We start from the raw sequence: 25,716 nt of genomic DNA on the forward strand, positions 1-25,716 counted from the left end.
GATTAACGACCATGGGTAATTTTAGCTGCGGCGCTTTCTAGCTTAAACATTAATCCCATTGCATCCTTTCGAAAATCTTCAATGAAGTTGGCACCAACTGGCTCTACTTGACCCATCTTCGCTTTCATAATATCGGTGACAACCATATTTTCGCCATCCCAGGCCACTGTGTCATAGTGTCCTTCTGTTTCTTCGTCGGTATATGCCTGAAGCGATTCTAAAACTGCTTTTTTTATTACTTCGTCTTCAGAGTAGTTATGTCCGGCCCTGTTTTCTCTTGCCAAATTCATAGCAACTTCATCCATATTTTGCGGAATATCAACACTCATATTATTAACTCCCATCTTCATGTGCATTATTTATCGGTACAATTGTATCACGTTTGCCTTCGAAGTTTCACTTTCTGAATAGTATCTTCGGTTGAGTTTAATCTGACGACTAGTATATAATGAACAACTGACAAAAAGAAATGAGGACAACTAATATGAAAACTGCGATTGTGACTGATAGTGCAGCATATCTACCGCCCAAATTAACCGACGAATATGACATCACCGTGGTACCTATCACTGTGATTTTTGATAACCAAGCTTATCTTGAAAATATTGATATGGATAGTCCAACTTTCTTTGACCGCATGCGTAATGAGAGTGTTTTACCTACGACTGCACAAATTACGATGGCTCAAATGCAAGCCACCTATGACAAGCTTGCCGATGAAGGATATGATGAAGTAATTTCAATTCATCTTTCATCAGGAATAACCAGCTTTTTTGATAACTTATCGATGTTTGTCCAAGATTATGATCGATTAAAAGTTTTTCCGTTTGACTCAAAGATTGCCAGTGCTGGTGAAGGAAATATGGCTTTAATGGCAGCTCAGATGGTGCGTAACGGCTTCAATGCATCTCAGATTATGCCGAAATTAGCTGATTTACGTGACAGCACCCACGCATTATTTATTGTGGATGATTTAAAACACTTACTGCGCACTGGTCGAATTTCAAATAGCTCTGCCTTTGTTGGTAATTTATTACGGATTAAACCAATTTTAACTTTTAATGATGCTGGCCAAATTGTCGCTATTGGTAAAGAACGAACAATGAAAAAAGCTTTTAAAAAGACATTCAGTGATTTTGAAATTGAAACTAAAGACACTGACTACCCAATTCGAGCCACAACTATTGACGCGAACAATCCAGATGCAAATATCACCTGGCAAGCTGAATTTAAAGACGAATTTCCTGGCGTACCAGTTAATTCCAGTCATCTTGGGCCAGTAATTAGTGTGCATACCGGTGAAAATACCATGGGTTTAATTTGGGCAAAAGATTGGCGAGAACTTGCAAAAAAATAATTTTCAAGGAGTAAACCCATGATTAACGAACATCAAAATAGCTTAAATCCAAGCCGTATTCGAGAATAAATGCGTAATGTTGCCAATTCTGTCACACCTGAACAAATCGGCCAGTTGACTACTTTATTTCAGCTGTATCATTCAGGGATGAACGAATTTGGTACCAAGCTAGAAAACTTGGACGCCGAATTTCATACACGCTACGATTACAACCCTATCCATCACATGGAAGCCCGTATGAAGGATGTGGCCAGTCTGTTTAATAAGATGAAAAAGAAGGGCATTCCCTTTCAAAAAGATGCGATGCAGCAAAATATTTTTGATATCGCCGGCATTCGAGTAATTACAAATTACATTGACGATATCGAAGCCATTGAAGACAATCTGTTAAAACAAGACGATGTCACTTTAATTCGCCGGAAAGATTATGTTAACAATCCGAAAGATAGTGGCTATAGCAGTCTTCATTTGATTTTATCCGTTCCAGCCTTTCAAACGGATGGACCTTATGAAGTCCCGGTTGAAATTCAAATTCGAACAATTGGAATGGATATGTGGGCTAGTTTGGAGCACAAACTAAAATATAAAACCAATTCCGATCCTAACATGATCGCTAAATACAGTAACGACCTCATTGGTTACGCTGAAGAGCTCACTCAAATTGAACAAAACATGCAAATCATTCATAAAGATATTAGATAAAAAGTGTGTGACAATTCTCGTTTAAATTACGAGCATTAACAAAAATAACACCAATGCCTGTTTTTTAGGTGTTGGTGTTATTAAGTTAAGTGAGTGATTTGAGAGTTGGAACATAGCTCAGAAGTGTGTGACAACTCTCGTTTAAAACGTGATTATAAAAAATAATTCCACTGCCGTCATGACATTGGAATTATTTTTTTATTTCTACTCTATTTTGCTTCTAGAATTAAATCTCTAATTTGCAAATTATCTTCGGTGTTACCAATCGTGATTCTTAACCACCCTGGTTGAAGGCCGTTGCGAACAAGGAATCCTTTGGTTTTTAGGTATTCTGCTACTTTATTGGCATTATCTAATTGAATAAACACAAAGTTTGCTTGACTGTGATAAAAAATAATTTTGTTTTCACGCAGCCAGTCTTCCCAAAGTTCACGTTCTTCTTTCGTCTTTTGGACGGTCTTTTTGACAAAATCTTGATCTTGCAATGCGGTCACCGCGACTTGTTGCGACATTGAATTTAGATTATAAGGTAGACGAACTGTCTGCATATAATTAGCCAATTTTGGAGAAAAGACACCAAAGCCAACCCGGAAATTTGCTAACCCATATACCTTTGAAAAAGTTCTTAGCACCACCAAATTCTCGTAATCATTGACTAAATGCATTGCCGAATTGTCAGTTTCATCAGTGACAAATTCTAAATACGCCTCATCAATGACCACTAAAACATCTTCTGGTACTGTTTTGACAAATTCAGTAATCGCAGCCAAATCTTCGTATGTACCTGTGGGATTATTTGGATTACAGATCCAAATTAACTTAGTTTTATCATTGATAGCTTGCTTTAAAGCATCAAAGTCAATGTGTCCATCAGATTTAACTGGTACATACACGGGCACAGCTTCTTCAATTTCAGCATTCAACGCGTACTCAGAAAAGGTTGGCGCATTTAACAAGACTTCATCCCCATCAGTTAAAAAGGTCCGATTAATTAATGAAATAATTTCGTCTAACCCCACCCCAAAGACTAATTGTTCTTGTGCAACTTGGTAAAAATTGCTAACTGTTTCACGCAATTTTTCGGCTGAACCATCAGGATAGCGATTACTTTCCAAAAAGCTGTTAGTAATTGTATCTCGTACTTTTGGTGATGTTCCAAAGGGATTTTCATTTGCTGACAAGCGCACTACCCGGTCGAGACCATATCGTTCCATCAAGACATCCAGTGGTTCTTCAGGTACATAAGCTTTTAAATTTTTGATATTATCTTTCATATTGACCTCCTTTGAAAAAATAGTGCTCGCGGTAATTTATAGTTTTTCAATTTGATCTCGATCTTTGGTCTTGCTCATTAAGCCTTCTCTAGAAGCTAATTCTTGCTTAATTTTATCAAATGGCATATCCATTTCGACTAATAACACCATCACATGGTAAAACAGGTCAGCAGTCTCATATTGTAATTCTTCTGCGCTATTGTTCTTGGCAGCAACAATTACTTCCGTTGATTCTTCGCCAACTTTTTTCAAAATCTTATCCAGGCCTTTAGTAAATAAATAGTCGGTATATGAACCTTCTACCGGATTTTCTTTCCGATCTTTAATCATGGCGTATAATTCTTCAATATTTTGTTCGTTCAAGTCGATAACTTCCTTTCAAATTTTCAGCTACTTTAATAAACCGTTTCATCCGTGCTATTAATTGTCCGGAAGAAGCAACTTTCGTGGCCGGTATGACAGGCTGGTCCCTTTTTTTCAACCATCACGACTAAAGTATCTAAGTCGCAATCAATCTTAATTTCAACCACGCTTTGGGTATTTCCTGAAGTTTCACCTTTATGCCAATATTCTTGACGGGAACGTGACCAAAACCATGTTTGTTTTGTCTCAACCGTTTTTTCAAAAGCTTCCTTGTTCATATAGGCCAGCATCAACACTTCATGCGTATGCACATCCGAAATAATTGCGGGAACTAACCCAGTTTCATTATCAAATTTTGGATAAATCATCGAACTACCACCTTTTGTTCACGTAAATGAGCTTTAACTTGATCGACGGTTAATTCACGAAAATGAAAAACAGAAGCTGCTAAACCTGCATCCACATTAGTTTCTTGAAATACTTCACTAAAATCTTCAACCTTACCCACACCACCGGACGCAATCAATGGCACATCAACTACTTCATCCATTGCTTGATACAGTGCAATATCAAAGCCATTTTTTGTTCCATCGGCATCCATACTGGTAATTAACAATTCTCCTGCACCTAATTTTTGAACAACTTTGGCCCACTGAATGGCATTTAGTCCGGTATCTTCACGACCACCTTTGACCATCACATCATATTGTTCGGTTTCTTCATTCCACCAAGTATCGATGGCTACAACAATACATTGAGAACCAAACTTTTCTGCGCCTTGTTGAATCAAAGCGGGATTATTCACCGCTGCTGAATTCAGTGAAACTTTATCAGCCCCAGCACGCAACATTGTTTGCATATCTTCAATACTGCGAATTCCACCGCCCACTGTTAAAGGCATAAACACTTGAGATGATACCCGTTCAATCACATCGGCCATCGTTTTACGTTGTTCATTCGTCGCTGTAATATCGAGAAAGACTAATTCATCAGCCCCTTGCTCTTGATACATTGCGGCAATTTCAACTGGATCACCAATATCTCTTAAATTAACAAAATTAATTCCTTTTTTGACCCGGCCATCATCAACATCCAGACACGGGATAATTCGTTTTGCGAGCATTAATCCACCGCCTTTAACTGTTCTAGGGTGATACCACCATTTGATAAAGCTTTACCAATCACTGCACTATCAATGCCTGCATCTTTTAAATTTTGCAAATCATCAATATCACGAATCCCACCTGACGCGATAATGTTAGCTTGTCTAAATTGGCTTTGCAATTCAACGAGTAATTCGGTGTTGGGTCCTTGCATGGTTCCATCTTTATCAATGTCAGTCACGATAAACGTGTCTGCTCCAAATCCAATCATTTTGGCAATGACGTCAGCCATCGAAGTTGAGCTAGTTTCTAACCAGCCTTCAGTGGCCACCATTTTATTGCGTCCATCAACCCCGACAACAATTTTTTCAGCTCCAAATTGGTCCACGGCCTGCTTTACAATCGATGGATTGTTAATGGCAGCTGAGCCAATAATGACTCTGGTAATCCCTAGTTTTAAATAAGTTTCAATTTGGTCCAATGAGCGAATTCCGCCACCCAGTTCCACTTTTAAATTCGTGTTTTTCAGGATTGCTTGAATCGCTGATAAATTTTGCGGATTGCCAGCTTTAGCGCCATCTAAATCAACTAAATGCAACCATTGCATCCCCGCTACTTCAATTTGTTGTGCTTGAGCCAATGGATTTGAATTTATAATTGTTTTTTGTTCAAAATCACCTTGATATAAACGCACACTTTGACCTTGAGATAAATCAATTGCGGGTATCCACATATTCTTCCACCATTCCTTTATAAGCTTTCAACAAATCTAAGCCAGCATCCGTACTCTTTTCAGGATGAAATTGCATCCCCACGACTGATCCTTGGCTAACAACACTGGGAATAAACGTACTGTATTGAACCCCAGCGACTACAATTTCTTGCGGACAATCAGCGTAAAATGAGTGCACGAAGTAAGTAAATTTACCATCAACGCCGGCAAACCGGCTTGCGGGTTGTAACACTTCATTTTGATTCCAACCCATTTCAGGAACTTTCAAACCCTCTTTAGCTGGAATTTCCACAATTTTACCAGGTAAAAATCCTAACCCTTGATGTTGGCCAAATTCATAGCCTGTTTCAAATAGCAATTGCATGCCTAAACAAATCCCGAGTAATGGAATCTTTCGTTGCACAACTTCTTGCAACACTGGCACCAAGTCACGTTTGTTTAGTTCATCCATCGCTGGTCCAAATGATCCCACGCCGGGTAAAATAACTCCATCTGCTGACAAAATCTCGTCAGCATCATCAGTTAAGATACTTTCCAGCCCAACATATGTTAAAGCCTTCATTACATTTTTAACATTTCCAGTATCGTAATCGATGACTGCAATCATTAGATCATTCCTTTCGTCGAGTTCACACCTTCAATTTCAGGATTAATTGTGACTGCTTTGCGTAGCGCACGGCCTAACGCTTTAAACAAACTTTCAATTTCATGATGGGTATTACGACCGTATAAAATTCGAGCATGTAAATTCATGTGCGCATTGAAAGCTAATCCTTGGAAAAAGTCTTCCGTCGTCTCCGTATCATAGCCACCTAATTTTTGATTCGTAAACTCAGCGTCAAATACTAAGTAAGAACGACCACTTAAATCAATCACTACTTGGCCTAAAGTTTCATCCATGGGCACCAAGGCATCTCCATATCGTTCAATCCCAGTTTTGTCACCCAGCGCTTGTACCAGACATTCGCCAATGGCAATTCCGATATCTTCAGTGGTGTGATGTGGATCCACATTTAAGTCTCCGTCGGCTTTCACTTTTAGGCCAAACCGACCATGTTTAGCAAAGAGAATTAACATATGATCTAAAAATCCAATTCCTGAATCAATTTCACTTTCATACTGGTTATCTAAATCAAGTTCGACCTGAATCGAAGTTTCTTTCGTAATCCGTTCAACTTTACCTGTCCGCATTATTTGGCCTCCCGTGCTTCAATTGCACGTGCATGACCTTCAAGTCCTTCGACACGGGCCAAAGTTGTGACATATTGCGCTTCTTTTTCCAAGGCAGCTGCACTATATTGGATAAATTGAGTTCGTTTAATAAAATCATAAACCCCCACTGGTGATGAGAAACGAGCCGTCCCTGAAGTTGGCAAAATGTGATTAGGACCTGCTACGTAATCACCTAATGGTTCTGAAGCGTATTGTCCTAAGAAGACTGAACCGGCATTTTCAACTAAACTCAAGTAACCAGTTGGATTTGGTAATTGGATTTCCAAATGTTCTGGTGCAATCGCGTTCATCAATTCAAAGACTTGGTCTAAGTCAGGTAACACTGAAATAAAGCCTTGTTCCTCAACGGATTCACGGGCAATTTCTTCACGAGGTAACGTTTGAAGTTGTAATTCAACTTCATTCGAAACTGATTCGGCTAATTTCATACTGTTGGTTACCAAAATTGGACGCGCTAAGCGATCATGTTCAGCTTGTGATAATAAGTCAGCCGCGATTTGTTTTGGTTTCGCACTGTAATCAGCGATAATCCCAATTTCAGAAGGTCCAGCGATCATATCAATAGCAACTTGTCCAAAGACCATCTTCTTAGCAGTAGCTACATAAACGTTCCCTGGTCCAAAAATTTTATCAACACGAGGAACTGTTTCCGTTCCATAAGCTAGGGCGGCAATTGCTTGAGCGCCACCTAATTGATAAACATCATCGACACCAGCAATTTTGGCAGCAGCTAAAACGGCTTCAGTAGGATCTGGAGTGACCATCACGAGTCGCTTAACACCAGCTAATTTTCCAGGAATCGCATTCATCAAAACACTCGAAGGATAAGCAGCCGTCCCACCGGGTACATAAAGTCCAACTGAGGCCAGCGGAATGACTTTTTGGCCACGCATTACGCCAGCTTTTTCAGTATCAACGAAGCCATATTCAACTTCTTTTTTGTGGAAACTGATGATGTTATCGCGAGCAACTTCTAAGGCTTCTTTCGTCTTAGGGTCAATATTTTCATAGGCAGCATCGATGCGTTCTTCAGAAATTTTAAAATCTGCTAGTTCAACGCCATCAAACTTTTTCGTATAATCACGAACCGCTGCATCACCTTTAGCTTGTACGGTTTCAATAATTTCACGAACTGCCGCTTCGATTTTTGGATCGGTTAATTGGGCTGTTCGCTTTTGAACGTTGGCTAATTGCTTCTCTAAACTATCTGTTGTTATTTTCATGATAAAATCTCCTCTGATTTTTAAATTATGTCAATTTCTATCTGCAGCTTACGACTTGGCTTTAATGGCACCTTCTAGTCGGTCAACTAAATCAAAAATTTCATTTCGATGTTGCTTCAACGACATTGGGTTAACAACCACTCTGGTGGATACCTCACGTAAATAATCAAAGATTTTTAAATTATTTTCTCGCAAGGTAGTCCCTGTTTCGGTGATATCAACAATTGCATCTGCTAATCCAATTAAGGGCGCCAGTTCTACGGAACCTTCAATTTTGATAATTTCAACATCTTCGCCCCGTTTCGCAAAATACTCTTGCGTAATATGCGGATACTTGGTGCCAATTACCTTCCGTTTCGTACTCTTAGGATTAAAATCCGGTGTGGAAGCCAGAATGAACTGACATTTACCAATACCGAGATCAAGTAATTCATAGGCATCATCTTGTTGTTCTGCCAAAATATCACTACCAACAATGCCGATATCCACGGCCCCATTTGAAAGGTAAGTGGAGACGTCAGGCCCTTTCGCTAAAATAATCGTGTATGGATCATCCGGTAAATCAAAAATTAACCGTCGTTGCTTGTCGTACACTGGGTCAACGTTCAACCCAGCAACTTCGAGCAAGGGTAACGTTTGTTTTTCAACTCGCCCTTTAGTTAGTGCAATCTTAATTCGTTCTGTCATTTAATCACCTCCGCGGTTAGGTCTAGTAACTGTCCGTCATTGTTATCTGCTACTTTCTGAGCTTCTTCCAGTGAATCAACCAAACATAGTGTGGCCTTATCCAGTTCCATTAATTTTTGTTCAGCCAATTCCCACTGATTATCATTAAAGTAAATGTAGGTCATTGGTGTGGTTTGACAATCTACTTGAGAAATTAGGGCAATTTGGTCAACATCAATCCCTAAACCAATCGCCGCCACTTTTTCTTTTTGAAAGTGATTCAATAAATGATCATACCGTCCGCCGCTAAACAAAAAGGTGGCTGATTGACTACTATAGGCTTGGAAGGTAATCCCCGTATAATAATCCTGTGGTGCTCGAGTACTCAAGTCAATTTCAACATTTTGATTGGGATAGCGCACTTGTAACCAGCTGACCAATTGGCGCAGCTCCGTTACCTTTTCTTGCAATCGTTCTGGAAATTTATAAGGAAAAATTTCATCTAACACATCTTGTGCGGGGCCGAATAAGCGGGGCCAGATTTTCAATAAGCTGGTATATTCTGATTCGTCAAACGCGACGATTAGTTGATTATATTTGGTAATTTGTTTAGAAAATAATGCTTCTTCAATAGCATGAATTTGATCAATGTTATCTGTTAGCATTTCTAAAATTTGTTTCACAAACCTTGCCAAACCTAATTCAATTTGGATTGATTCCAGTTCCAAAATCTGAGCCAGTTCAATCATCATCGACAGACATTCTTGTTCAGCCTTCATACTGGAGAAACCAATCAATTCTGCGCCTGCTTGAGTCATTTCATCTTGTGACCCTGACAAAGCTTTGTTAATTCTAAAAATGTCTCCCGAATAATAAAACTTGGCTGGTAACTTAACTTGCGTCGAACTGAGCACTCTTGCCAATGGTAATGTCATATCTGGCCTGAGTACGACCGAATTACCACTAGCTGATAAGAACTTGAACAGTCGCTGCTGACCCACGTCATAGTCCTCAAACACATCTTGGTATTCAATCACTGGTGTTTTGATTTTTTCAAACCCACGTTGATAGAAATAATTTTGAATTGTATTAACCGTTGTTTCTTTAATTCTGGCATTAATACCGAGTTCATCTCGAACGCCAGTTGGAAGTTGATTTTTTAACATTTTAATTCTCCCGATAATTAAATTCCTTTAATCTAATTTTTTAACTTTTCAACTCGATATATCAGAGTTGAAAAGCCTTTTTTATAATCTAGTTTTCACTTACAACTCTCGACACTTAACTTTAAATTTCTCAGATGCGAGTTCAGCATCTTTAAAATTTCTTGTTAATACTTGAGAGCTATTCATAAGTGAAAACCTTTTGATACAAAAAACGTCCTCGCAACAAACATAATGTTTGCTACGAGGACGATTAAATCGCGGTCCCACCTCATTTTCTAATTACCTCACGATAATTAGCTCATGCTGACTGGAGTCAACTTGATAACGGTATCCACCGGATTAATTTAATCAGCTCATAGTTGTGACTTCAAATTGATTTGTTGCCGCGGCTCTCAATCGGTGACCGTGACTCCCTTAAACAAATTCGCATCTACTGGACTATTCTTCGCTTTATTATTCTCATCAAATATTAATGTAAAACTCATAATACGCTATATTTTTTAATTGTCAATTATTTTATTTAGGTTCGTCAAACAATGTTTCTGATAAATATTAAACAAAAAAGAGACCGATAAATCATTGGTCTCTGTTGCAAGTGGAGATTATTTAAGATGTTGTTCTCTTTCAGTTAAGAAATCATCAAGCGCTTCTTCTAAATTAATATTTTGATTATCGGCAATTGAGGCTAACCACCAAATCGATTCAGCAATTTTATAATCTAAGCTAACATCTTCATTGCTGTCTGGCCAACTACCGGTTTGATCCATTACCTTGCGTCCAACCAAACCAGCATCGGTCAAAAATGATAAGGCATCCTGTTCAACATTCCATGGCTGTCCATCTTGGTTAATTTCAAATTCATGATATCTCTCTCGAATTGCTTTAGAACGAGTTGCTAATTCTTTAATATCCATTTTGTCCTCTATTCTCGAATGAAATCTTCCACTTCGTGATATCCATGTCCTACTTCTCGAATACTGTGAGCATCCGATCCATAAATCACTGGAATACCTAATTCTTTAGCTTGTTGCACAACTCGCCGCGTAGGATAAATTTCATTACAATATTCTTTGTATAACCCGGCAGTATTCAAATCCAGTTCATATCCCCGTTTTTTAATCTCTTCTAGTAATTCTGTCATTAACCAGAGATTTTTTTCATCTAACTGACGAGGTAATTTGAAATAATCTTGGAACTTACGAATCAAGGTGATATGTCCGAGTCTGGTTGGCTTATATTGACCCAAATCAGATTGCGTTGCGGCCAACTCAAGTCGTGTAAATCGTTCAAACAAGTTTTGTGGTTCTGCGATTAAATTTGCAAATCCTTCAGCAAAATCATCGATTGTATAGTCCACGCACCATAATTTATCATCTTTACCTGGCATAAAATGAACCGATAATAGATTATCCGATGTTTCTGGACCATATTCGTCTAAAAACTCTTTTGTCCAGGTTTCATAATCTTCAAAATAATCCACTTCAAACCCAACGTTAATTTTGATTTGATCAGCATATTTAGCTTGTAACTGATGAGCCAAATCTAAATAAAGTCGGACTTGATCAATACTGATGGAAGCTGTATCTAGCCCTTCGCGAGTACCACCAAAATGCTCAGCAATCTCTGGTGGCAATGGAGCATGTTCAGTAATACTATATTCTGTAAACCGCATTTTAATTGCTTTTTGGACCATGGCTTCAGCAGCATCTCCACTACCATGAGGACAAAATTCCGTATGTGTATGTCCATCTCGTTTGACCATAACGTGCCTCCATCTTTAGATAAAAACAGACCACTAAAGTGATCTGTTTAGTTTTTTAATATATTGAAATTCAATTATTTTTTATCTGTTCACTGCGTAATAGTGCTCCAAAACTTAAATTTTCCGTATAACCGTGAGCTGTCACACGCTATTTAAATTTAACTGCCGTACCATACGCAGCGACTGATTGCATATCATCGCTAATAGCAACAGAGTCAAAACGCATCATTACGACAGCGTCAGCACCCATTTATGAAGCATTATCACGTAACCGCTGAATTGCGATATCACGTGATTCAATTAACATTTGAGTATAATCTTTAATTTCTCCACCAACAATATTCTTAAGGCCTGCACCAATGTTACGCACAATATTTTTTGATTGAGTGGTTAAACCAAATACTTATCCGATCACTTCATATTCACGTCCTGGGATATTTTCCGTCGTTGCGATTAAAATGTCGTTTGCCATAAGTTCGTCCCCCTATCGATTTACCACCATTATAGCGAATTGTACGTCGGTAGGCTATTGATAACTATTTCAGGATAGTCGGTTTATGACTAAAACGAGCTAATTTTTCGGTTGGGATGGTTTGCAAAAAGGTTGTCGCTAAAATCAAACAAATTCCAAAAATTTCTGGTACTCCAAATCGGGCGCCTAAAAAGGCAACGCCAATCAAGGTGGCTGTTAACGGTTCAAACACCCCCAGCATCCCCGTGGTCGCAGGTGACAAATAATTTAAACTGGCGACATAAAACAGATAGGCAAGCATCGTGCCAAACACAGTCACATAAAAGATAGCTGCAAACACTGGCACAGTAATTTTGGGCGTTGCTAATGATAATGAGCCGGGTAACATCACAATCCCAGCAAATAACATCGCCCAACCAATCGCCAACTTCGTATCGTATTCCTTTAACAGTTTTCGCGGCAGCAAGGTATAAAATGCTGCCCCTAGTCCGGATAAGACACCCCAAATGGCTCCCATCGGCGTAATCGCCAACGAGTTAAGATGACCGTGGGTAATTAAGAAAAAAGTTCCCGCAACGGCAAAAATTACCGAAATCACGTCGAGCCGGCGTGGGAGCTGCCAAGCTCGCAGCGCTAAATAAACAATGATAAAGACCGTTCCAGACATTTGCATGATTGTGGCCGTTGGTGCATTGGTTTCTGCGACCGCCGAAAAATAGGTGTATTGAGAGACCAACACCCCAGCGAGGCCAAACACTAATAAATTAATAATCGTGTGCGGACTTTTCCACACTGCCATCGTCTTTTTAGGCTCGGTCACTAAGCACCAAAACAGTAACAGAATACCCGAGCCAAACAGGCGAATTGTCACTAACCATTGTGGCGTGACATTTGGAACTGAAAATAAATATTCGGCGACATTTCCCGAAATGCCCCACATAATTGGTCCAATGATTGCTAATAAAATCCCTTTTCTCTTATTTGACACATGCACGACCTCCAAAGAATTAAATATTTAACTTATCGAGTAATTTTGCTAACTGATTACGTTCTGTCGTTGATAAATTTTTGAGTAATACATCTGAAGATTGTTGTTCATAGTCGTGTAACTGTGGATACAGCTCTTTGGCTTTGGTCGTTGGAAAAACACGTTTAATTTTTAAATTTTGTTGATCATTTTTCAGTTCTAAATAGCCTAATTTCACAAGTTTTTGGACGGTTCGAAAGCTCGTCGTGCGATCAATTTGCAAGCTATCCGCCAATTCACCCAAAAACATCCCTGGCTGTTCCACCGTACGAATTAAATAAATGAATAAATTATTATTCAGTCCTAACGGTTTAAAGGTTTCGTTAGAGACAGTCTGAATTGAACGGGTGGCGGCTCCAATGGTTCGAATGATTTTAAACATTTAATTAACTCCTTTCATTGCAAATGCAATTATACCACGTTAGAATATCGATTAATATATTATTGCAAATGCAATTAAATTAGAGAGGTAATACATATGACTGGATTCTTAGCGTTCATCACCGTCATGTCATTCAAAACGGGTCCCAACACCATTATGGCTATGTCGGAAGGACAACAAAAGGGCTTTCGTAAAGGCCTGGTATTCAACTCGGGCATTTTATTCGGCCTCATTATCATTGGCGGGGTTATTTCACTGTTTGCATCCATTTTTTCAACAATACGAATCGGTCGTCTTTGGCTTAAAAATTATCGGTTCGCTCTATCTACTTTACTTGGCCTATCACGTGTTAATTTCTCACCCCGATAGTGCCGCTGCAGCTGGGCAGCATCCTTTTATGACCGGTGCCCTGTTGCAAGCCACTAATATCAAGTGTTATCTCTACTTTGTAACGGGGATGAGCACTTTTGCCGTCGCTGGTCTCTGGGGGACCGTCCCAATGAAATTCACGATCATGATTTTATTTGGCATTGTTGGTACTTTGACTTGGACGTTAGCCGGACAATTAATCCAAAATTTTTATAGCGCCCATTACCGTGGCATTAATCTAATTGTCTCAGCATTATTAGTCTTTAGTGCTTATGATTTATGGAGATAAATAGTTCAACCCACCTCTTAAAAGTGAGTGTGGACTTGCTTAGGTTCAGTTTCTACTAAAATCTTTCCTTTTCGGATTGAATATAAGACTTCTGCGTGTTCATTGAGAACATCGTAGAAGCTTTTTTGATTCATTAACAAACAGTTTGCATCTTTACCGACTTCAATCCCGTAACGGTCAGCGATGTGCAATGTCTTAGCGGCATTGTTCGTCACGAACTGGTATGCATTTTGAATATCATGATAGCCCATTAATTGACCGGCTAAAATACCGATTTGGACTTGATCCAGCATGTTTCCATTTCCCATTGGGTACCATGGATCTTTAATATCATCTTCGCCAAACGACACGTTGATGCCCGCTTCAGATAATTCTTTAATCCGGGTCATACTACGACGTTTTGGATAAGTATCAAAGCGTCCACCCAAATGTAAGTTAACTTCAGGATTGCAGACAAAGTTCACATTCGACAATTCCAACAAGCGGAACAACTTATAACAATAAGCATCGTCATAAGAACCCATCGCTGTAGTATGACTGGCAGTTACCTTATCGCCAAGTCCGGTTTCATAAGCTAACGTCGCTAATACTTCCAAGTTACGTGAATTGGGATCATCAATCTCATCACAATGGACATCGATTAAGCGGTCATACTTTTCTGCCAGTCCAACAATAAATTTTAATGATTCAACCCCATAATCGCGGGTAAATTCAAAATGAGGGATCCCACCAATTACATCGACACCCATTTTGACGGCTTGTTCCATTAATTCTTTACCATGTGGAAATGATAAAATTCCAGATTGAGGAAAGGCGACTAATTGGAGCTCCGCATAATCTGCCACTTCATTCTTGACTTCTAACAAAGCCTCTAAGGCCGTTAAATTAGGATCAGTGACATCAACATGGCTGCGCACTACTTGAATTCCATTGGCGACTTGTTCGCGAATGGTTTCAATGGCGCGTTTTTTAACATCTTCTTTAGTGAGCGATTTGCGACGTTCTGTCCAAATGCGAATCCCGTCAAATAAAGTTCCAGATTCATTCCACTCCGGATCACCTGCCGTCCGGGTAGCATCCAAATGCACGTGAGAATCGATAAATGGAGACAGCAATAAGTTGCCTTGGCCTTCAATGACCTCTTCATTATCGTGTCGTTCCAGGTCAGTCGCTATTTGCGTAAATTTACCATTAATAATTCGAACATCTTGTGCGTCTTCTTCTGATTCAATATGAACATTTTTGATTAACATCACAATCGCTCCTTATCGTTATTGTTATCTCTACAATACAAGTTCAGTATTTTAAGTGCAAACATAATTTTAACTGGACGCAAAAAAGCCAGTCCACAATCAAACTGATTGCAAACTGGTTATACCAATTGAAAAACTAAAAAAACTAGACCAGCCCGGGTAAGCCGATCTAGTTCTAGGAGTAGGATTGTAGCTGCTCTCCAGCTACTGTTTTCATTACTTTGGAGGAGTAAATGAAAAGAGGTTTAATTGGTATGTTGACTACTATAATCACATCGTGTGAAGAAAGTATGAAGTATTAGACATAAAAATAAGAAATATTGTTTAAGTATCATCAAGGCCATCAATCAACAACGTTATTGCGGATTGGTGACAGGTTTGTTAAACAGTTTCATCAGAATATAATAGACGATGCCAATCACTAACATATTAGGATAAGCCGCACCGACTGTGGCTTGCATCCAATCGACTTTTTGCATTCCCATATAAGAGAATACCCCGATAATCCAGCTAACATAAGCAATCCAACTAATCCCGTGCGCATACCAAAATTTACCACCGGCAGAAGCTAAATCAGTTAGGGAATAATTGCCGCGGTTGATAATGAAGAAATCAACCACCATAATCGCAATCCAAGGTCCGAGAATCATGCCCAGGACATCTAAGAAGGTCACGAAAGTATCTAAAAAACTACCGACTAACATGGGCACGATGGTCACCAATGTGGCTAAAATGGTCACAATCCACAGGGACGGTTTTAATTTGATTTTTGGAAACATATTGTTTAATGCAGAGCCAGCTGCCTGCAGATTAACAGCGTTGGCGGTCATACTCGTTAAGATAATTACCAGCATCGCAATTGCTCCTAGGCCTAGTTTAGAGGCAATCGTGCTGGGATCTGAATTGTTTGCATCGTAAACCCCGCTACTGATGGCAATCGCAATCGTGGCAAAAATACCGACAAAGGCAAACCAGAATACCCCAATCATCGCACCTAAAAATGGGGCCGTCGTAGCAGTTGATTTTTTATTCGTAAAACGCGTAAAGTCGGCCCCAGCAGTGACCCAAGCTAAGTTAAAAGCAGCAAGTGTGTCGAGTGCGGTTCCAAATGACATCTTCGATTTGGCTGGCACTTGCCAATGAGCAATATCGGCAAAGGAAACCTGCTTAAAGACTGCAATCGATTCCCAAATCACGAAAATAAAGACAATAATCATCCCGACGCGTTCAATCATTTGAATCGATTTCTGACCTGCGGAAACACTAATTAAATGTAAAACACTCATGATACCAATACCGAATAAGAGTCCCCATTGGCCACCGGGTTTTCCGTAAACCGGCCAACCAAATATTTCATTACATAAATACGAGACTGAGGTCGCCGCAATAAAAGTATTCACGGCCGTCCAGCCAATAAATTGAATCAAATTAACAATTGAAGGTCCGATGCTACCGCGTAAGCCAAAAGCGGCCCGTGAGACAACCGTCGTCGAAACCCCGGTTTTGTAGCCCATGTAGCCGACTAATGATAAAAAGACATAGGCGATGGCTGAACCAACAATCAAGGCTTCAACGCCTCCAATTAGTCCACAGGCGGCAATCACCCCACCAATAAACCAGGTCCCGTTATTCGCATTCGCCCCTACCCAAGTGGCAAACATATCCCAATAATTCATCCGCCGATTTTGCGGTGCGATACTATCCAATTGATATTGTTTTTTCTCTTTCATCTTGTTCTCCCATCTTCTCTGCGCTAGTTACATCATATAATAAAAAGCTTGCAAACAATAGCCTTGAAATTTTTTCATCTCTATCTTAGCAAGTTTTTGCTAGGCAAAACGAAATAATTCGTTTTATTTCCACCAAAATTTTAAACTGGTATACTTATTTTGAATGTTCCACGAAAGAAGGTTATTTAAATGCAAGATGATAAAAAGTATCCAGATACGAAAGCCTTTGATTACGTCGTTAACGAACTGGATAAAAAAGGCGTGACACTTCGATCAATTGCTGAAATCACTTATGAACTACAGCATGGTTTCTTACCTGACGTCACGATTGAAAAATTTGAAGAAGTCACGATTAATGTGATGCATAAACGCGAATTACTCAACAATGTGATGGTTGGACTTTACTTAGATAAAATGGCCAATCAAGGCCAGTTAGATGAACCACTGCAAACGATTGTGTCACATGACATGGGTGTGTTCGGTGTCGATGAAACGCTAGCACTGCAAATTGCTAATATGTATGGTGCCATCGGAATTACCAACTTTGGTTATGTCGATCGCATTAAACCGGGGATTATCGGTAAACTTGATACTTCCCTTAACGATGTAAACACCTTTATTGATGATATTGTTGGTGCCATTGCTGCCGCCGTGGCGGGTAAATTGGCCCATGAATATAGTTAGCAACCTTAAAAGCGAGAAACCGGTGAACTGGTTTCTCGCTTTTTCTTCCTTCATTTTAGCGCGATAAATGATACAATTTCTGTAACAAGCGAATGGAGGAGTAATGTGATGATTGATAAAATGCGTGTCATGATTTATGTAGACGATATAAACTTGAATCGAGATTTTTGGCAAACCAACTTCAACGCTGAAATCACTGATGTTCTAGATCTGCCTGGTGGCTATACCGGTATTACCTTATCATTGAACCGGGACATTGAGCTGGGCATCTTTCCCCGTGACTTCGTCAAAGAATATTCACCGGAAGTCGCCGACAATGTTCCCTCGTTGATGCTTTTTACTGATAATTTTAAACAGATTAGAAGTCGCTTGGATAATCCGGGCGAAATCATGGTTCAAGCGGGCTTAATTTCTTGTAACTTTGCCGACCCAGATGGTAATTATTTTGTGTTAGCCAAAAAACAGGCGAAATGAAAGTCATTTCGTCCGTCAATTAAGTCAATTTAATCAGAATCACACCAATAATCATGATAATGAGCCCGATAATTTGTGCCAAGACTACAGGATTTTTCTTCGCTCCCAACAAGCCAAAGCTATCGACTAAAATGCCACCGATCATTTGACCAAACAAGGCAATGACTACGGCGGCGCCCGTACCTAGCACTGGAACTAAATAAACGGTCCCCAAGACATAAGTCCCACCGATTACGCCACCCAGCCAAACCCACCAAGCTTTACCTGGTCCAATTGCCAACGTAATTTGTTTGTACCCACGTTCTTTGATACCCACCAAGACAATTAAGATTACTGAACCGAGGAGAAATGAAATAAACGAGGCATGAATCGAAGAATCCAGTACCGTGCCCAGGTGTCCATTGATGGCAATTTGAGTCGCTGAAATCATTCCGGCGAGTACACCCACTAAGCGCCAGAACCAGACTTCCTTGACATGCGTTTTTTCGCCTTCAATTGTGTTTTTCTTTTCCAATTGATCTGGCAACACAATCGTGACGTACAAGCCTGCCACCAAGATAATGGTCCCGACTAATCTGGTTAATCCAAATGGGTGCACCGCTGATGCAAACCAGCCGAAATTATCGATTAACATGCTCATAATAATTTGGCCCGAAATCGGCATGATAACTGTTTGAACTCCACCTAATTTCGGAAATAATAAGATATTGCTCGTTAAGTAAAAGACTCCGAGGAGCCCACCGAGCCAAATCCACCATGGATTATCGCTAAAAGTCGTGGCCGACACGAACAGTGATTTGCCACTAATCAAGGTCATAACCGCCAAATAAATCGTGCCAACCGTAAATGAAATCATTGATGAAGTAAATGGTGATTGCACAAATGTGCGCAGTTTTGAGTTAATCGCTGTTTGCATAGGCAAAATAATCCCAATAAACAGGCCAATAAAAATTGCTAACATAATGTTCCTCCGTATCTCTGTACTTATTTTATAACAAAAAGTACTCTATCACCTAAAGTTAACTTCAGCTCAAGCAAAAAGGAGAATTAATTTTGAAAACTTTCACTATTGGCCAAGTCGCCGAAAAAATTGGCGTCACCGTTGAAACAATTCGCTATTATGAACATGAAGATTTGATTCCACCAGTCCGTCGCGATGAAGGTGGCCGGCGCGTTTTCACTGATGATGATATTAATCACATCCGCTTGGTCATTGAGATGAAGAAGGCTGACGTGCCACTAAAAGATATCGCCTACTTTGCCTCATGGCGTGGGGATGGCGACGATTCTTTAGAAGCCCGCTACGAATTTTTGGAAAAACACGAATTAACGTCAGAAGCAGAAATCAAACAACTTGAAAAATCGCTTGCCTTTCTGCATTATAAGAAGTGGTATTACAAAACTGCAATTGAAGCTGGAACTGAAAATATTCACTTACTGGATGGCACCCTCGAAGTATCCGAGGACACCCTTAATGAATATGCACAGCTCCTGAAAAACAGCGATGCGAAAACGTTAGGAAAACGATAAATGAAAAAATATAAAAACGACGATTTACACACGATTGGCATTGGGGTCGCCCTCATCTCTGCAGCCCTCATCATTGGTCCATTAGTTCAAGTAATGTACGGTCACAAGCTATCATTTTATTTCTTTGATGTCTTACACGGTTGGGCAGCCTTCGCGGCCTGTTTTGCCATCTTTTTAATTGGCCTGGCGATGACTTTTATGACTGAAAAAATCACGCCCAAACATCGTGATAAGAAAGAAACAAAAGAAACGACCGACGACAAAAATCAAGAAGAATAATTTACATTCTAAATACAAAAAGCATGTGTCCAAAATATTCATTTGGCCACATGCTTTTTCGTTATCTTTGTTATTACTCAGCGGATACCCGAGGGAATCGTCACTCTATTCTTTGTATTGAGAGTTTTGACTGACAAAAGCTTGCCAATCTTCAGTATTCGCCTGGCTATCGGCTTGACGAGCTTCAGAATTAATTTTATAACGATAAAAGACCATTTCTAATCGTCCAATTTCGTCAAAATAATCATCCTCAAAATCATCAGGGTCCCCGATATCGTCCAAAACAAAGCGTTCTAGACGAAGGTCATAATCAAATTTACGGCTTCTTCGAAATGGTTCAATTTCAATAAAATCGATTTCGTTAATCTCACGACGCTTCAAATCAGCAGTAATATCACCATTCTCAATTGCTGCTAAAAGTTCTCCAATCGTCAAACTCAATTGATTGGCATTAAACTTAATTATATCTTCCACTCCAGTACTCCCCCTTTACTAAAATGCACGAACAATTAAAATAACTCCAAATAGAAATAAATAAAACGCTAAAAGATAAACAATAAATGTTGATCCAATCAAAGGATTAAACAACATGATGACCCCGGCAATAATCCCTAAAACTCCCAGTAAAGTACTAAAACTTGAAAAACGGCTAATGCCAGATAACTGAATGGCATTAAATGAATCAAAGATAAACCAAAAGGCTAACATGTAGCCCAAGAACATCATGCTGGCATTTAAATTAGCAAATAAAAGAATGGCAAGCACAATGTCCAATAATGCCGATAGCATCACAAACCAGGTGGTCTGTCCGACAACTTTGCGTAATTCAAAGTAGCCTAAAAATGAAAAAATCCCTTTGAACAACATCACAACGGCAATAATCCACATAATTCCCATTACCGCACGTCCCGGTTTCATGACGGCCGCCACGCCGACAAATAAGAATGCTAGGCCTAAGACAAATGATGGTAACTTAAATCTTTTTCTGGCAGGTCCAAAATCATCCATAACAATCTCCCCCTATCTATTAGTTTCAATATAACAGAGCTATCAATTGGACTCAATTATTTCGATCTTCTTGAATTCTTCTAAATCTCTCATGCAATTTTCATGTATAATGAAAAATGACAATGAAATAGGAGGAACTATTTTGACTAAAAAAACGGCACGAATTTGGCTGATTGCCAACGTGGTCTTGATTCTAGCATGTTATTGGACTTATTACTTATTCCCAAGTGGATCATTAACGACGACCATCGCAGGTTATCTTTCATACGGTATTTATGCACTCGCAGCACTCCTTTGGTTCAGTGTGACCTTAATCGGTCGTCAAGCTGGGTTAACCAACGGCATCGGTGCTAGTTTAATTTTGGCAGGAATTTTATGGCAATTAATGGCCAGTTCAGCACTGTATCAAATGCCGGTAATTTACTTCATTGATGTTTATCTACCAATGATTATCCAGGCAGTCGGTTTGGTCTGGTTTGGTACCGACATTTGGGTATCTCGCCACCAATCCGGTAAGATTGATTGGCAATTTAAATTAATGTGGTACGAATTAATATTGGTTGTTTTAGTACCCTTTGCCATCTTTATGTTGGGACAAGTGCCACGACTTGTGGCCGCCTACTCACAATATGGTATTTCGTTTGATATCTGGGCTTCGTACAACCTTTACTACATCACAATCCCAGCTTTACTAATTTGGGCGTTAACCTTGTTTTATTTTATCCGTGGACTCGTGAAAAAGTTTGTCTTATCACGCATCATTGGGGCGGGCTTAGCTTTCTTTGGAATGACTGTGTTCTGTGTCATTTACCTGTCGGTTCCTACATACTTCATGTTCGAACCAAGTCCCTTTGCATTGACTTTCCTAATTGTTGGAACTGCCATGTTATTACCACAAACTAAAATTAGATAACACAAAAACCAGCCGTTCGGCTTAACGAACGACTGGTTATTTTTTTCGCTTATTCTTTTTCTTTTTATTTCGCTTTTTCTGACTAAATGGAATCACATTACCCTTATGTTGTTTGTTAAATTTATCTTGCTGCTCTCTTGCATCTCGACGTTCAACAACATCAACAATCGAGAACTCACCTTCAAGATCTTCTTGAATATCATAAGTATCATCATTTCTCCATGGTTCCAGTCTGAGCAACATTGAATCCACTTCTTGTGGGTGAGTAGCAATCCAGGCATCAATTTGCTCAGGGGTTTGTTGTTGACTATGGTTTGATTTCACATAATTTGCCAAAATCATCACTTCACGATCGGCAAACGTATATTTAAGCATTGCTACCACAAATGGTGCCAACTGGTCTAACGCTTGATTGTAGGTTTCAAGATGTCGGGCATCAATCTGCTCAATTTCAAATAAATATTGGAAAAGGGCTTTGATCACAGGAACAATATATTTCAAGTCTCGGTCATCTAATTCAGGATGCAATAATAATGAGTAGCTGACGACAAATTGAATCGCATTCGTGGGCCAATTATTTACGTTTGTGCTCGACCAATCCACCACATATTCAACGAAAATATTAATCGCCACAGCTTTTGAACTATCATCCATGGGAATTTTTTGGAAATAATCTTTTTTTTCCAGTGCTTCAACCCACTCTCTAGTTTCGCGTTCCAATGGGCCCCATTCATCGTCGGCAATCATTTGATCTACCATTGTTGAAAAATCATCAATATTCATCCCTAACAATCTACTTCGCTGCATTCGGAAGATGTTCTCCCGTTTATTCAACGTAACTAAAATTTCTTGTTCATTGGACAATTTCAAAAATTTAACATACGCATTTAACACGGCCAGAGCCGCTACCCCAAACTTATTATCAACTTCTCGGGTGGCAATGAATTCACTGACCATATTTTGCGCAACTGCTTCGCCGTTCCAATGCTGATCATCTAACTGATGATCAATTTCCATGTAATGATTAAATCGACTTAAAATGTTATCCGCATGTTTTTGTTGGTTGGCTGATAGTCGCGTAAATTCTTTTGATTTCAGAAAATCTTTAACGTGCTTAGTATTAAGTTTGTAATCCATCACATTTTCTCCATTTTTATTTTTCATTTTACCATATTCCACAATAATTTTTTTTGAACTTAAGTTTGACCTTTATTGACTTTATAAAAATTAAAATATAAAATCACCGTAGTGACAGTATTTATAGTGAGTCATAATCTTTGACCTTTATTGATCAAAGCGGTATTATAGTATTCAGAGAGGTACAGAAAACCTCTTAAACTACAAAAATAGGTCAAAGCGAGAAGCTTAATTGCTCAAGATGAAGTAATGCACTTCCGCTCAATATAGGAGGAATTTATTATGGCAAACTCAATGTTTAGCAACGACCCATTCTTCACAAATAATGGCATCGATGATATTTTTAACGAAATGATGCGTGGTATGAATGGTGTAAACTCGGAACAACGTTATTTGGTCAACGGCAAGGAAGTTTCTGCCGAAGAATTAGCCAAAATGAGACAAGCTGCTGCTCAACAACCTGGTCAAACACCTCAAGGTCAGCAACCTAAAGAAGAAGGCATTTTAGCCAAATTAGGTCGCAACTTGACGGAGGCCGCACGCAACAACGAACTTGATCCCGTGATTGGCCGCAATGATGAAATACAAAAGACGGCTGAAATTTTAAGTCGTCGGATTAAGAACAACCCTGTGTTAGTTGGAGATGCTGGTGTCGGTAAAACCGCGGTTGTTGAAGGCTTGGCACAGGCAATTGTCGCTGGTAATGTCCCTGCTGCAATTAAAGACAAAGAGATTATTAGTATTGACCTTTCAAACTTGGAAGCTGGAACCCAATATCGTGGTAGCTTCGAAGAGAATATCAAAAACTTAGTAGATGAAGTCAAAAAAGCTGGTAATGTCATCTTATTCTTTGATGAAATTCATCAAATTCTAGGAACTGGCGCGATGGGTGGCGAGTCAGGTTCAAAGGGACTCGCTGATATGATTAAACCAGCCCTCAGTCGTGGTGATATCACTGTGATTGGTGCAACTACGCAAGACGAATATCGCAACACGATTATTAAGAACGCTGCCTTAGCTCGTCGTTTTAACGAAGTCACGGTTAATGCACCTAGTGCTGAAGATACCCTCAAAATTTTACAGGGTATCAAGAAATTGTATGAACAACACCACCATGTCCAACTACCTGATGACGTTTTGAAGGCTGCTGTGGATTTCTCAATCCAATACATTCCACAACGTTCATTACCTGACAAAGCCATTGACTTAGTCGACATGACTGCCGCTCACCTGTCTGCTCAACATCCAGTCACTGACAAGGTTGACCTGGAAAAGCAATTGGCACGCGCTAACCAAGATCAAAAAGATGCGGTCGCTAAAGAAGACTATGAAGCTGCTGGTAAAGCTAAGAAACAAGTTGAATCACTCGAAGCTCAACTTAAAAATGCCGACAGCGACACCACTCAAACTGTGGTGGCAACCGTCAACGATGTGGCTAAATCAACCGAACGATTAACTGGAATTCCTGTTTCTCAAATGGGTGCTTCCGATATCGAACGCTTGAAGGAAATTGGCGCTCGTTTAAAGGGCAAGGTTATTGGCCAAGACGAAGCCGTTGAAATGGTTGCTCAAGCTATCCGCCGGAACCGGGCAGGCTTTGACGAAGGAAATCGCCCAATCGGTAGTTTCTTGTTTGTCGGTCCTACCGGAGTTGGTAAGACTGAATTAGCTAAACAGTTGGCTTTAGACATGTTTGGTAGCAAAGAAAGCATCATTCGGTTAGATATGTCTGAATACGCTGATTTAACCGCCGTATCCAAGTTAATTGGTACTACTGCCGGTTACGTTGGCTATGAGGATAACAGCAACACCTTAACTGAAAAAGTTCGTCGTAATCCATACTCGATTGTTTTATTAGACGAAATCGAAAAAGCCAACCCTCAAGTTTTGACACTCTTGTTGCAATTAATGGATGATGGTCGCTTAACGGATGGCCAAGGAAATGTGGTCAACTTTAAGAACACAGTTGTCATCGCAACTTCAAACGCTGGATTTGGTCGTAAGGATGATAAGAACGTTGAATTAATGGATCGTTTAGCTCCATTCTTCCGCCCAGAATTCTTAAACCGGTTCAACGGAATCGTCGAATTTAGTCACTTAACTAAAGACGATTTAGCTAAGATTGTCGATTTGATGATTGATGAAGTTAACGAAACTCTTGGCAAGAAAGGCATTACTTTATCTGTAGCTGCCGATGCCAAAGACTGGTTGATTGACCAAGGTTACGATGAGGCGATGGGTGCTCGTCCACTCCGTCGTGTGATTGAACAACAAATTCGTGACAAAGTAACTGACTTCTACTTGGATCATTTAAATGTTAAGAACTTGCATGCAAGTCTTGAAAATGACACGATTCAAATTTCAGAAGCTAAATAATCGTTAAACAAAAATGAGTGGCTGGGAAAAAACTAATTCCAGACTATAAAAAATAAAGGGACTTTGGAAAAACACTCCAAAGTCCCTTTAACTATGTACACAGGAAGTAAATTCCTGTTATGATGTTAGCGACAAAACCAAACAACAAAACAGTAAAGGAGTTTCCTTCCATGTACAAGAATTATAACACAGCACAAACTAGCATCGCTTT

General features: G+C 39.6%; 30 protein-coding genes and 1 pseudogene. 9 read left to right on the forward strand and 22 right to left on the reverse strand.

What is annotated here, in order from left to right; translation table 11 throughout:
• Positions 1-2: 2 nt before the first annotated feature.
• Complete coding sequence (locus FFM59_RS03160; RefSeq protein ID WP_137601642.1) at positions 3-329, reverse strand: hypothetical protein; 327 nt, start codon at positions 327-329, stop codon at positions 3-5.
• Positions 330-484: 155 nt separating this feature from the next.
• Between FFM59_RS03160 and FFM59_RS03165 the strand changes: the two genes are divergently transcribed.
• Positions 485-1,357, forward strand: a complete 873-nt coding sequence (locus tag FFM59_RS03165) for a DegV family protein (protein ID WP_137601614.1) — start codon at positions 485-487, stop codon at positions 1,355-1,357.
• 69 nt (positions 1,358-1,426) lie between these two features.
• A complete protein-coding gene (locus FFM59_RS03170) occupies positions 1,427-2,059 on the forward strand; it encodes a GTP pyrophosphokinase (RefSeq protein WP_170175911.1) in 633 nt (210 codons plus the stop codon).
• A 209-nt stretch (positions 2,060-2,268) separates the two neighbouring features.
• Here the strand turns inward: FFM59_RS03170 and hisC are convergent, their stop codons facing one another.
• From hisC to FFM59_RS03245, 15 genes and pseudogenes are all read right to left on the reverse strand, one after another.
• On the reverse strand, positions 2,269-3,333 hold the full coding sequence (hisC, locus tag FFM59_RS03175) for a histidinol-phosphate transaminase (protein WP_137601615.1): 1,065 nt from the start codon (positions 3,331-3,333) through the stop codon (positions 2,269-2,271).
• Between the two features lie 36 nt (positions 3,334-3,369).
• Entirely contained in the window at positions 3,370-3,696 is a 327-nt protein-coding gene (gene hisE, locus FFM59_RS03180) for a phosphoribosyl-ATP diphosphatase (RefSeq protein WP_371858072.1), read from the reverse strand.
• A 32-nt stretch (positions 3,697-3,728) separates the two neighbouring features.
• On the reverse strand, positions 3,729-4,064 hold the full coding sequence (gene hisI, locus FFM59_RS03185; protein ID WP_137601616.1) for a phosphoribosyl-AMP cyclohydrolase: 336 nt from the start codon (positions 4,062-4,064) through the stop codon (positions 3,729-3,731).
• Entirely contained in the window at positions 4,061-4,819 is a 759-nt protein-coding gene (gene hisF, locus FFM59_RS03190; RefSeq protein WP_137601617.1) for an imidazole glycerol phosphate synthase subunit HisF, read from the reverse strand. The genes hisI and hisF overlap by 4 nt, the downstream gene beginning before the upstream one ends.
• The gene (gene hisA / locus FFM59_RS03195) at positions 4,819-5,532 is read right to left on the reverse strand and encodes a 1-(5-phosphoribosyl)-5-[(5-phosphoribosylamino)methylideneamino]imidazole-4-carboxamide isomerase (protein WP_137601618.1); all 714 of its coding nucleotides are present in this window, start codon (positions 5,530-5,532) and stop codon (positions 4,819-4,821) included. The genes hisF and hisA overlap by 1 nt, the downstream gene beginning before the upstream one ends.
• Positions 5,513-6,139, reverse strand: a complete 627-nt coding sequence (gene hisH / locus FFM59_RS03200) for an imidazole glycerol phosphate synthase subunit HisH (protein WP_137601619.1) — start codon at positions 6,137-6,139, stop codon at positions 5,513-5,515. The genes hisA and hisH overlap by 20 nt, the downstream gene beginning before the upstream one ends.
• A complete protein-coding gene (gene hisB / locus FFM59_RS03205) occupies positions 6,139-6,723 on the reverse strand; it encodes an imidazoleglycerol-phosphate dehydratase HisB (RefSeq protein WP_137601620.1) in 585 nt (194 codons plus the stop codon). Before hisB ends, hisH begins: the two co-directional genes overlap by 1 nt.
• Positions 6,723-7,988, reverse strand: coding sequence for a histidinol dehydrogenase (gene hisD / locus FFM59_RS03210; protein WP_137601621.1), 1,266 nt, complete (start codon positions 7,986-7,988; stop codon positions 6,723-6,725). The genes hisB and hisD overlap by 1 nt, the downstream gene beginning before the upstream one ends.
• 48 nt (positions 7,989-8,036) lie before the next feature.
• Positions 8,037-8,675: an ATP phosphoribosyltransferase gene (gene hisG / locus FFM59_RS03215; protein ID WP_137601622.1), complete on the reverse strand. Its 639-nt coding sequence runs from the start codon at positions 8,673-8,675 to the stop codon at positions 8,037-8,039.
• A complete protein-coding gene (locus FFM59_RS03220; protein ID WP_137601623.1) occupies positions 8,672-9,820 on the reverse strand; it encodes an ATP phosphoribosyltransferase regulatory subunit in 1,149 nt (382 codons plus the stop codon). Before FFM59_RS03220 ends, hisG begins: the two co-directional genes overlap by 4 nt.
• Positions 9,821-10,422: 602 nt before the next feature.
• Positions 10,423-10,734 carry a nucleoside triphosphate pyrophosphohydrolase family protein gene (locus FFM59_RS03225; RefSeq protein WP_137601624.1) on the reverse strand — a complete coding sequence of 104 codons (312 nt, stop codon included), beginning with the start codon at positions 10,732-10,734 and terminating at the stop codon, positions 10,423-10,425.
• An 8-nt stretch (positions 10,735-10,742) separates the two neighbouring features.
• Entirely contained in the window at positions 10,743-11,582 is an 840-nt protein-coding gene (gene hisJ / locus FFM59_RS03230; RefSeq protein WP_137601625.1) for a histidinol-phosphatase HisJ, read from the reverse strand.
• 148 nt (positions 11,583-11,730) lie between these two features.
• Positions 11,731-12,054: pseudogene (locus FFM59_RS03235) on the reverse strand (heavy metal-binding domain-containing protein).
• Between the two features lie 64 nt (positions 12,055-12,118).
• Complete coding sequence (locus tag FFM59_RS03240) at positions 12,119-13,042, reverse strand: EamA family transporter (RefSeq protein ID WP_137601626.1); 924 nt, start codon at positions 13,040-13,042, stop codon at positions 12,119-12,121.
• A 19-nt stretch (positions 13,043-13,061) separates the two neighbouring features.
• Positions 13,062-13,463, reverse strand: a complete 402-nt coding sequence (locus FFM59_RS03245; protein WP_137601627.1) for a MarR family winged helix-turn-helix transcriptional regulator — start codon at positions 13,461-13,463, stop codon at positions 13,062-13,064.
• A gap of 259 nt (positions 13,464-13,722) precedes the next feature.
• Between FFM59_RS03245 and FFM59_RS03250 the strand changes: the two genes are divergently transcribed.
• Entirely contained in the window at positions 13,723-14,121 is a 399-nt protein-coding gene (locus FFM59_RS03250; RefSeq protein WP_170175912.1) for a LysE family translocator, read from the forward strand.
• A 17-nt stretch (positions 14,122-14,138) separates the two neighbouring features.
• Here FFM59_RS03250 and codA read toward each other — a convergent pair whose 3' ends face one another.
• Positions 14,139-15,374, reverse strand: coding sequence for a cytosine deaminase (gene codA / locus FFM59_RS03255; protein ID WP_137601629.1), 1,236 nt, complete (start codon positions 15,372-15,374; stop codon positions 14,139-14,141).
• Between the two features lie 356 nt (positions 15,375-15,730).
• Positions 15,731-17,104, reverse strand: a complete 1,374-nt coding sequence (locus FFM59_RS03260; protein ID WP_137601630.1) for a cytosine permease — start codon at positions 17,102-17,104, stop codon at positions 15,731-15,733.
• Positions 17,105-17,293: 189 nt separating this feature from the next.
• Here FFM59_RS03260 and FFM59_RS03265 point away from each other — a divergent pair, with 189 nt between their 5' ends.
• Together FFM59_RS03265 and FFM59_RS03270 are read left to right on the forward strand one after the other, a co-directional pair.
• Positions 17,294-17,788, forward strand: a complete 495-nt coding sequence (locus FFM59_RS03265; protein ID WP_137601631.1) for a phosphatidylglycerophosphatase A family protein — start codon at positions 17,294-17,296, stop codon at positions 17,786-17,788.
• Between the two features lie 108 nt (positions 17,789-17,896).
• Positions 17,897-18,262 carry a VOC family protein gene (locus tag FFM59_RS03270; protein ID WP_137601632.1) on the forward strand — a complete coding sequence of 122 codons (366 nt, stop codon included), beginning with the start codon at positions 17,897-17,899 and terminating at the stop codon, positions 18,260-18,262.
• 19 nt (positions 18,263-18,281) lie between these two features.
• Here FFM59_RS03270 and FFM59_RS03275 read toward each other — a convergent pair whose 3' ends face one another.
• Positions 18,282-19,223, reverse strand: a complete 942-nt coding sequence (locus FFM59_RS03275; protein WP_137601633.1) for a DMT family transporter — start codon at positions 19,221-19,223, stop codon at positions 18,282-18,284.
• Between the two features lie 92 nt (positions 19,224-19,315).
• Here FFM59_RS03275 and FFM59_RS03280 point away from each other — a divergent pair, with 92 nt between their 5' ends.
• Both FFM59_RS03280 and FFM59_RS03285 read left to right on the forward strand, forming a co-directional pair.
• The gene (locus tag FFM59_RS03280; protein WP_137601634.1) at positions 19,316-19,792 is read left to right on the forward strand and encodes a MerR family transcriptional regulator; all 477 of its coding nucleotides are present in this window, start codon (positions 19,316-19,318) and stop codon (positions 19,790-19,792) included.
• Positions 19,793-20,071 carry a hypothetical protein gene (locus FFM59_RS03285; RefSeq protein ID WP_137601635.1) on the forward strand — a complete coding sequence of 93 codons (279 nt, stop codon included), beginning with the start codon at positions 19,793-19,795 and terminating at the stop codon, positions 20,069-20,071.
• Between the two features lie 105 nt (positions 20,072-20,176).
• On the opposite strand, the gene FFM59_RS03290 is transcribed toward FFM59_RS03285, so the two are convergent.
• Both FFM59_RS03290 and FFM59_RS03295 read right to left on the reverse strand, forming a co-directional pair.
• Positions 20,177-20,545 (reverse strand): hypothetical protein, encoded by a 369-nt coding sequence (locus FFM59_RS03290; RefSeq protein ID WP_137601636.1) that lies wholly within the window; start codon positions 20,543-20,545, stop codon positions 20,177-20,179.
• Positions 20,546-20,563: 18 nt separating this feature from the next.
• Positions 20,564-21,079 (reverse strand): HdeD family acid-resistance protein, encoded by a 516-nt coding sequence (locus tag FFM59_RS03295; RefSeq protein WP_137601637.1) that lies wholly within the window; start codon positions 21,077-21,079, stop codon positions 20,564-20,566.
• A 142-nt stretch (positions 21,080-21,221) separates the two neighbouring features.
• On the opposite strand from FFM59_RS03295, the gene FFM59_RS03300 reads away from it, so the two are divergent.
• Entirely contained in the window at positions 21,222-21,992 is a 771-nt protein-coding gene (locus FFM59_RS03300) for a hypothetical protein (RefSeq protein WP_137601638.1), read from the forward strand.
• A gap of 36 nt (positions 21,993-22,028) precedes the next feature.
• On the opposite strand, the gene FFM59_RS03305 is transcribed toward FFM59_RS03300, so the two are convergent.
• Complete coding sequence (locus tag FFM59_RS03305) at positions 22,029-23,129, reverse strand: hypothetical protein (RefSeq protein ID WP_137601639.1); 1,101 nt, start codon at positions 23,127-23,129, stop codon at positions 22,029-22,031.
• Between the two features lie 282 nt (positions 23,130-23,411).
• Here FFM59_RS03305 and FFM59_RS03310 point away from each other — a divergent pair, with 282 nt between their 5' ends.
• Positions 23,412-25,505, forward strand: coding sequence for an AAA family ATPase (locus tag FFM59_RS03310; RefSeq protein WP_137601640.1), 2,094 nt, complete (start codon positions 23,412-23,414; stop codon positions 25,503-25,505).
• Positions 25,506-25,716: the final 211 nt, after the last annotated feature.

Origin of the sequence: Paucilactobacillus nenjiangensis, assembly GCF_005405445.1 — a bacterium.
In the GTDB taxonomy this organism is placed as follows: Bacteria; Bacillota; Bacilli; order Lactobacillales; family Lactobacillaceae; genus Paucilactobacillus; species Paucilactobacillus nenjiangensis.

What these genes read in the sequence shown, in the direction of transcription:
- hisB (WP_137601620.1), bottom strand. Translation starts at nt 6,723, where the DNA reads ATGCGGACAGGTAAAGTTGAACGGATTACGAAAGAAACTTCGATTCAG.
- FFM59_RS03260 (WP_137601630.1), bottom strand. Translation starts at nt 17,104, where the DNA reads ATGAAAGAGAAAAAACAATATCAATTGGATAGTATCGCACCGCAAAAT.
- FFM59_RS03295 (WP_137601637.1), bottom strand. Translation starts at nt 21,079, where the DNA reads ATGGATGATTTTGGACCTGCCAGAAAAAGATTTAAGTTACCATCATTT.
- FFM59_RS03270 (WP_137601632.1), top strand. Translation starts at nt 17,897, where the DNA reads ATGATTGATAAAATGCGTGTCATGATTTATGTAGACGATATAAACTTG.
- hisD (WP_137601621.1), bottom strand. Translation starts at nt 7,988, where the DNA reads ATGAAAATAACAACAGATAGTTTAGAGAAGCAATTAGCCAACGTTCAA.
- FFM59_RS03220 (WP_137601623.1), bottom strand. Translation starts at nt 9,820, where the DNA reads ATGTTAAAAAATCAACTTCCAACTGGCGTTCGAGATGAACTCGGTATT.
- hisC (WP_137601615.1), bottom strand. Translation starts at nt 3,333, where the DNA reads ATGAAAGATAATATCAAAAATTTAAAAGCTTATGTACCTGAAGAACCA.
- FFM59_RS03170 (WP_170175911.1), top strand. Translation starts at nt 1,427, where the DNA reads ATGCGTAATGTTGCCAATTCTGTCACACCTGAACAAATCGGCCAGTTG.
- FFM59_RS03310 (WP_137601640.1), top strand. Translation starts at nt 23,412, where the DNA reads ATGGCAAACTCAATGTTTAGCAACGACCCATTCTTCACAAATAATGGC.
- FFM59_RS03305 (WP_137601639.1), bottom strand. Translation starts at nt 23,129, where the DNA reads ATGGATTACAAACTTAATACTAAGCACGTTAAAGATTTTCTGAAATCA.
- hisG (WP_137601622.1), bottom strand. Translation starts at nt 8,675, where the DNA reads ATGACAGAACGAATTAAGATTGCACTAACTAAAGGGCGAGTTGAAAAA.
- codA (WP_137601629.1), bottom strand. Translation starts at nt 15,374, where the DNA reads ATGTTAATCAAAAATGTTCATATTGAATCAGAAGAAGACGCACAAGAT.
- FFM59_RS03225 (WP_137601624.1), bottom strand. Translation starts at nt 10,734, where the DNA reads ATGGATATTAAAGAATTAGCAACTCGTTCTAAAGCAATTCGAGAGAGA.
- hisF (WP_137601617.1), bottom strand. Translation starts at nt 4,819, where the DNA reads ATGCTCGCAAAACGAATTATCCCGTGTCTGGATGTTGATGATGGCCGG.
- FFM59_RS03160 (WP_137601642.1), bottom strand. Translation starts at nt 329, where the DNA reads ATGAGTGTTGATATTCCGCAAAATATGGATGAAGTTGCTATGAATTTG.
- FFM59_RS03285 (WP_137601635.1), top strand. Translation starts at nt 19,793, where the DNA reads ATGAAAAAATATAAAAACGACGATTTACACACGATTGGCATTGGGGTC.
- FFM59_RS03265 (WP_137601631.1), top strand. Translation starts at nt 17,294, where the DNA reads ATGCAAGATGATAAAAAGTATCCAGATACGAAAGCCTTTGATTACGTC.
- hisA (WP_137601618.1), bottom strand. Translation starts at nt 5,532, where the DNA reads ATGTGGATACCCGCAATTGATTTATCTCAAGGTCAAAGTGTGCGTTTA.
- hisJ (WP_137601625.1), bottom strand. Translation starts at nt 11,582, where the DNA reads ATGGTCAAACGAGATGGACATACACATACGGAATTTTGTCCTCATGGT.
- hisH (WP_137601619.1), bottom strand. Translation starts at nt 6,139, where the DNA reads ATGATTGCAGTCATCGATTACGATACTGGAAATGTTAAAAATGTAATG.
- hisI (WP_137601616.1), bottom strand. Translation starts at nt 4,064, where the DNA reads ATGATTTATCCAAAATTTGATAATGAAACTGGGTTAGTTCCCGCAATT.
- FFM59_RS03275 (WP_137601633.1), bottom strand. Translation starts at nt 19,223, where the DNA reads ATGTTAGCAATTTTTATTGGCCTGTTTATTGGGATTATTTTGCCTATG.
- FFM59_RS03165 (WP_137601614.1), top strand. Translation starts at nt 485, where the DNA reads ATGAAAACTGCGATTGTGACTGATAGTGCAGCATATCTACCGCCCAAA.
- FFM59_RS03245 (WP_137601627.1), bottom strand. Translation starts at nt 13,463, where the DNA reads ATGTTTAAAATCATTCGAACCATTGGAGCCGCCACCCGTTCAATTCAG.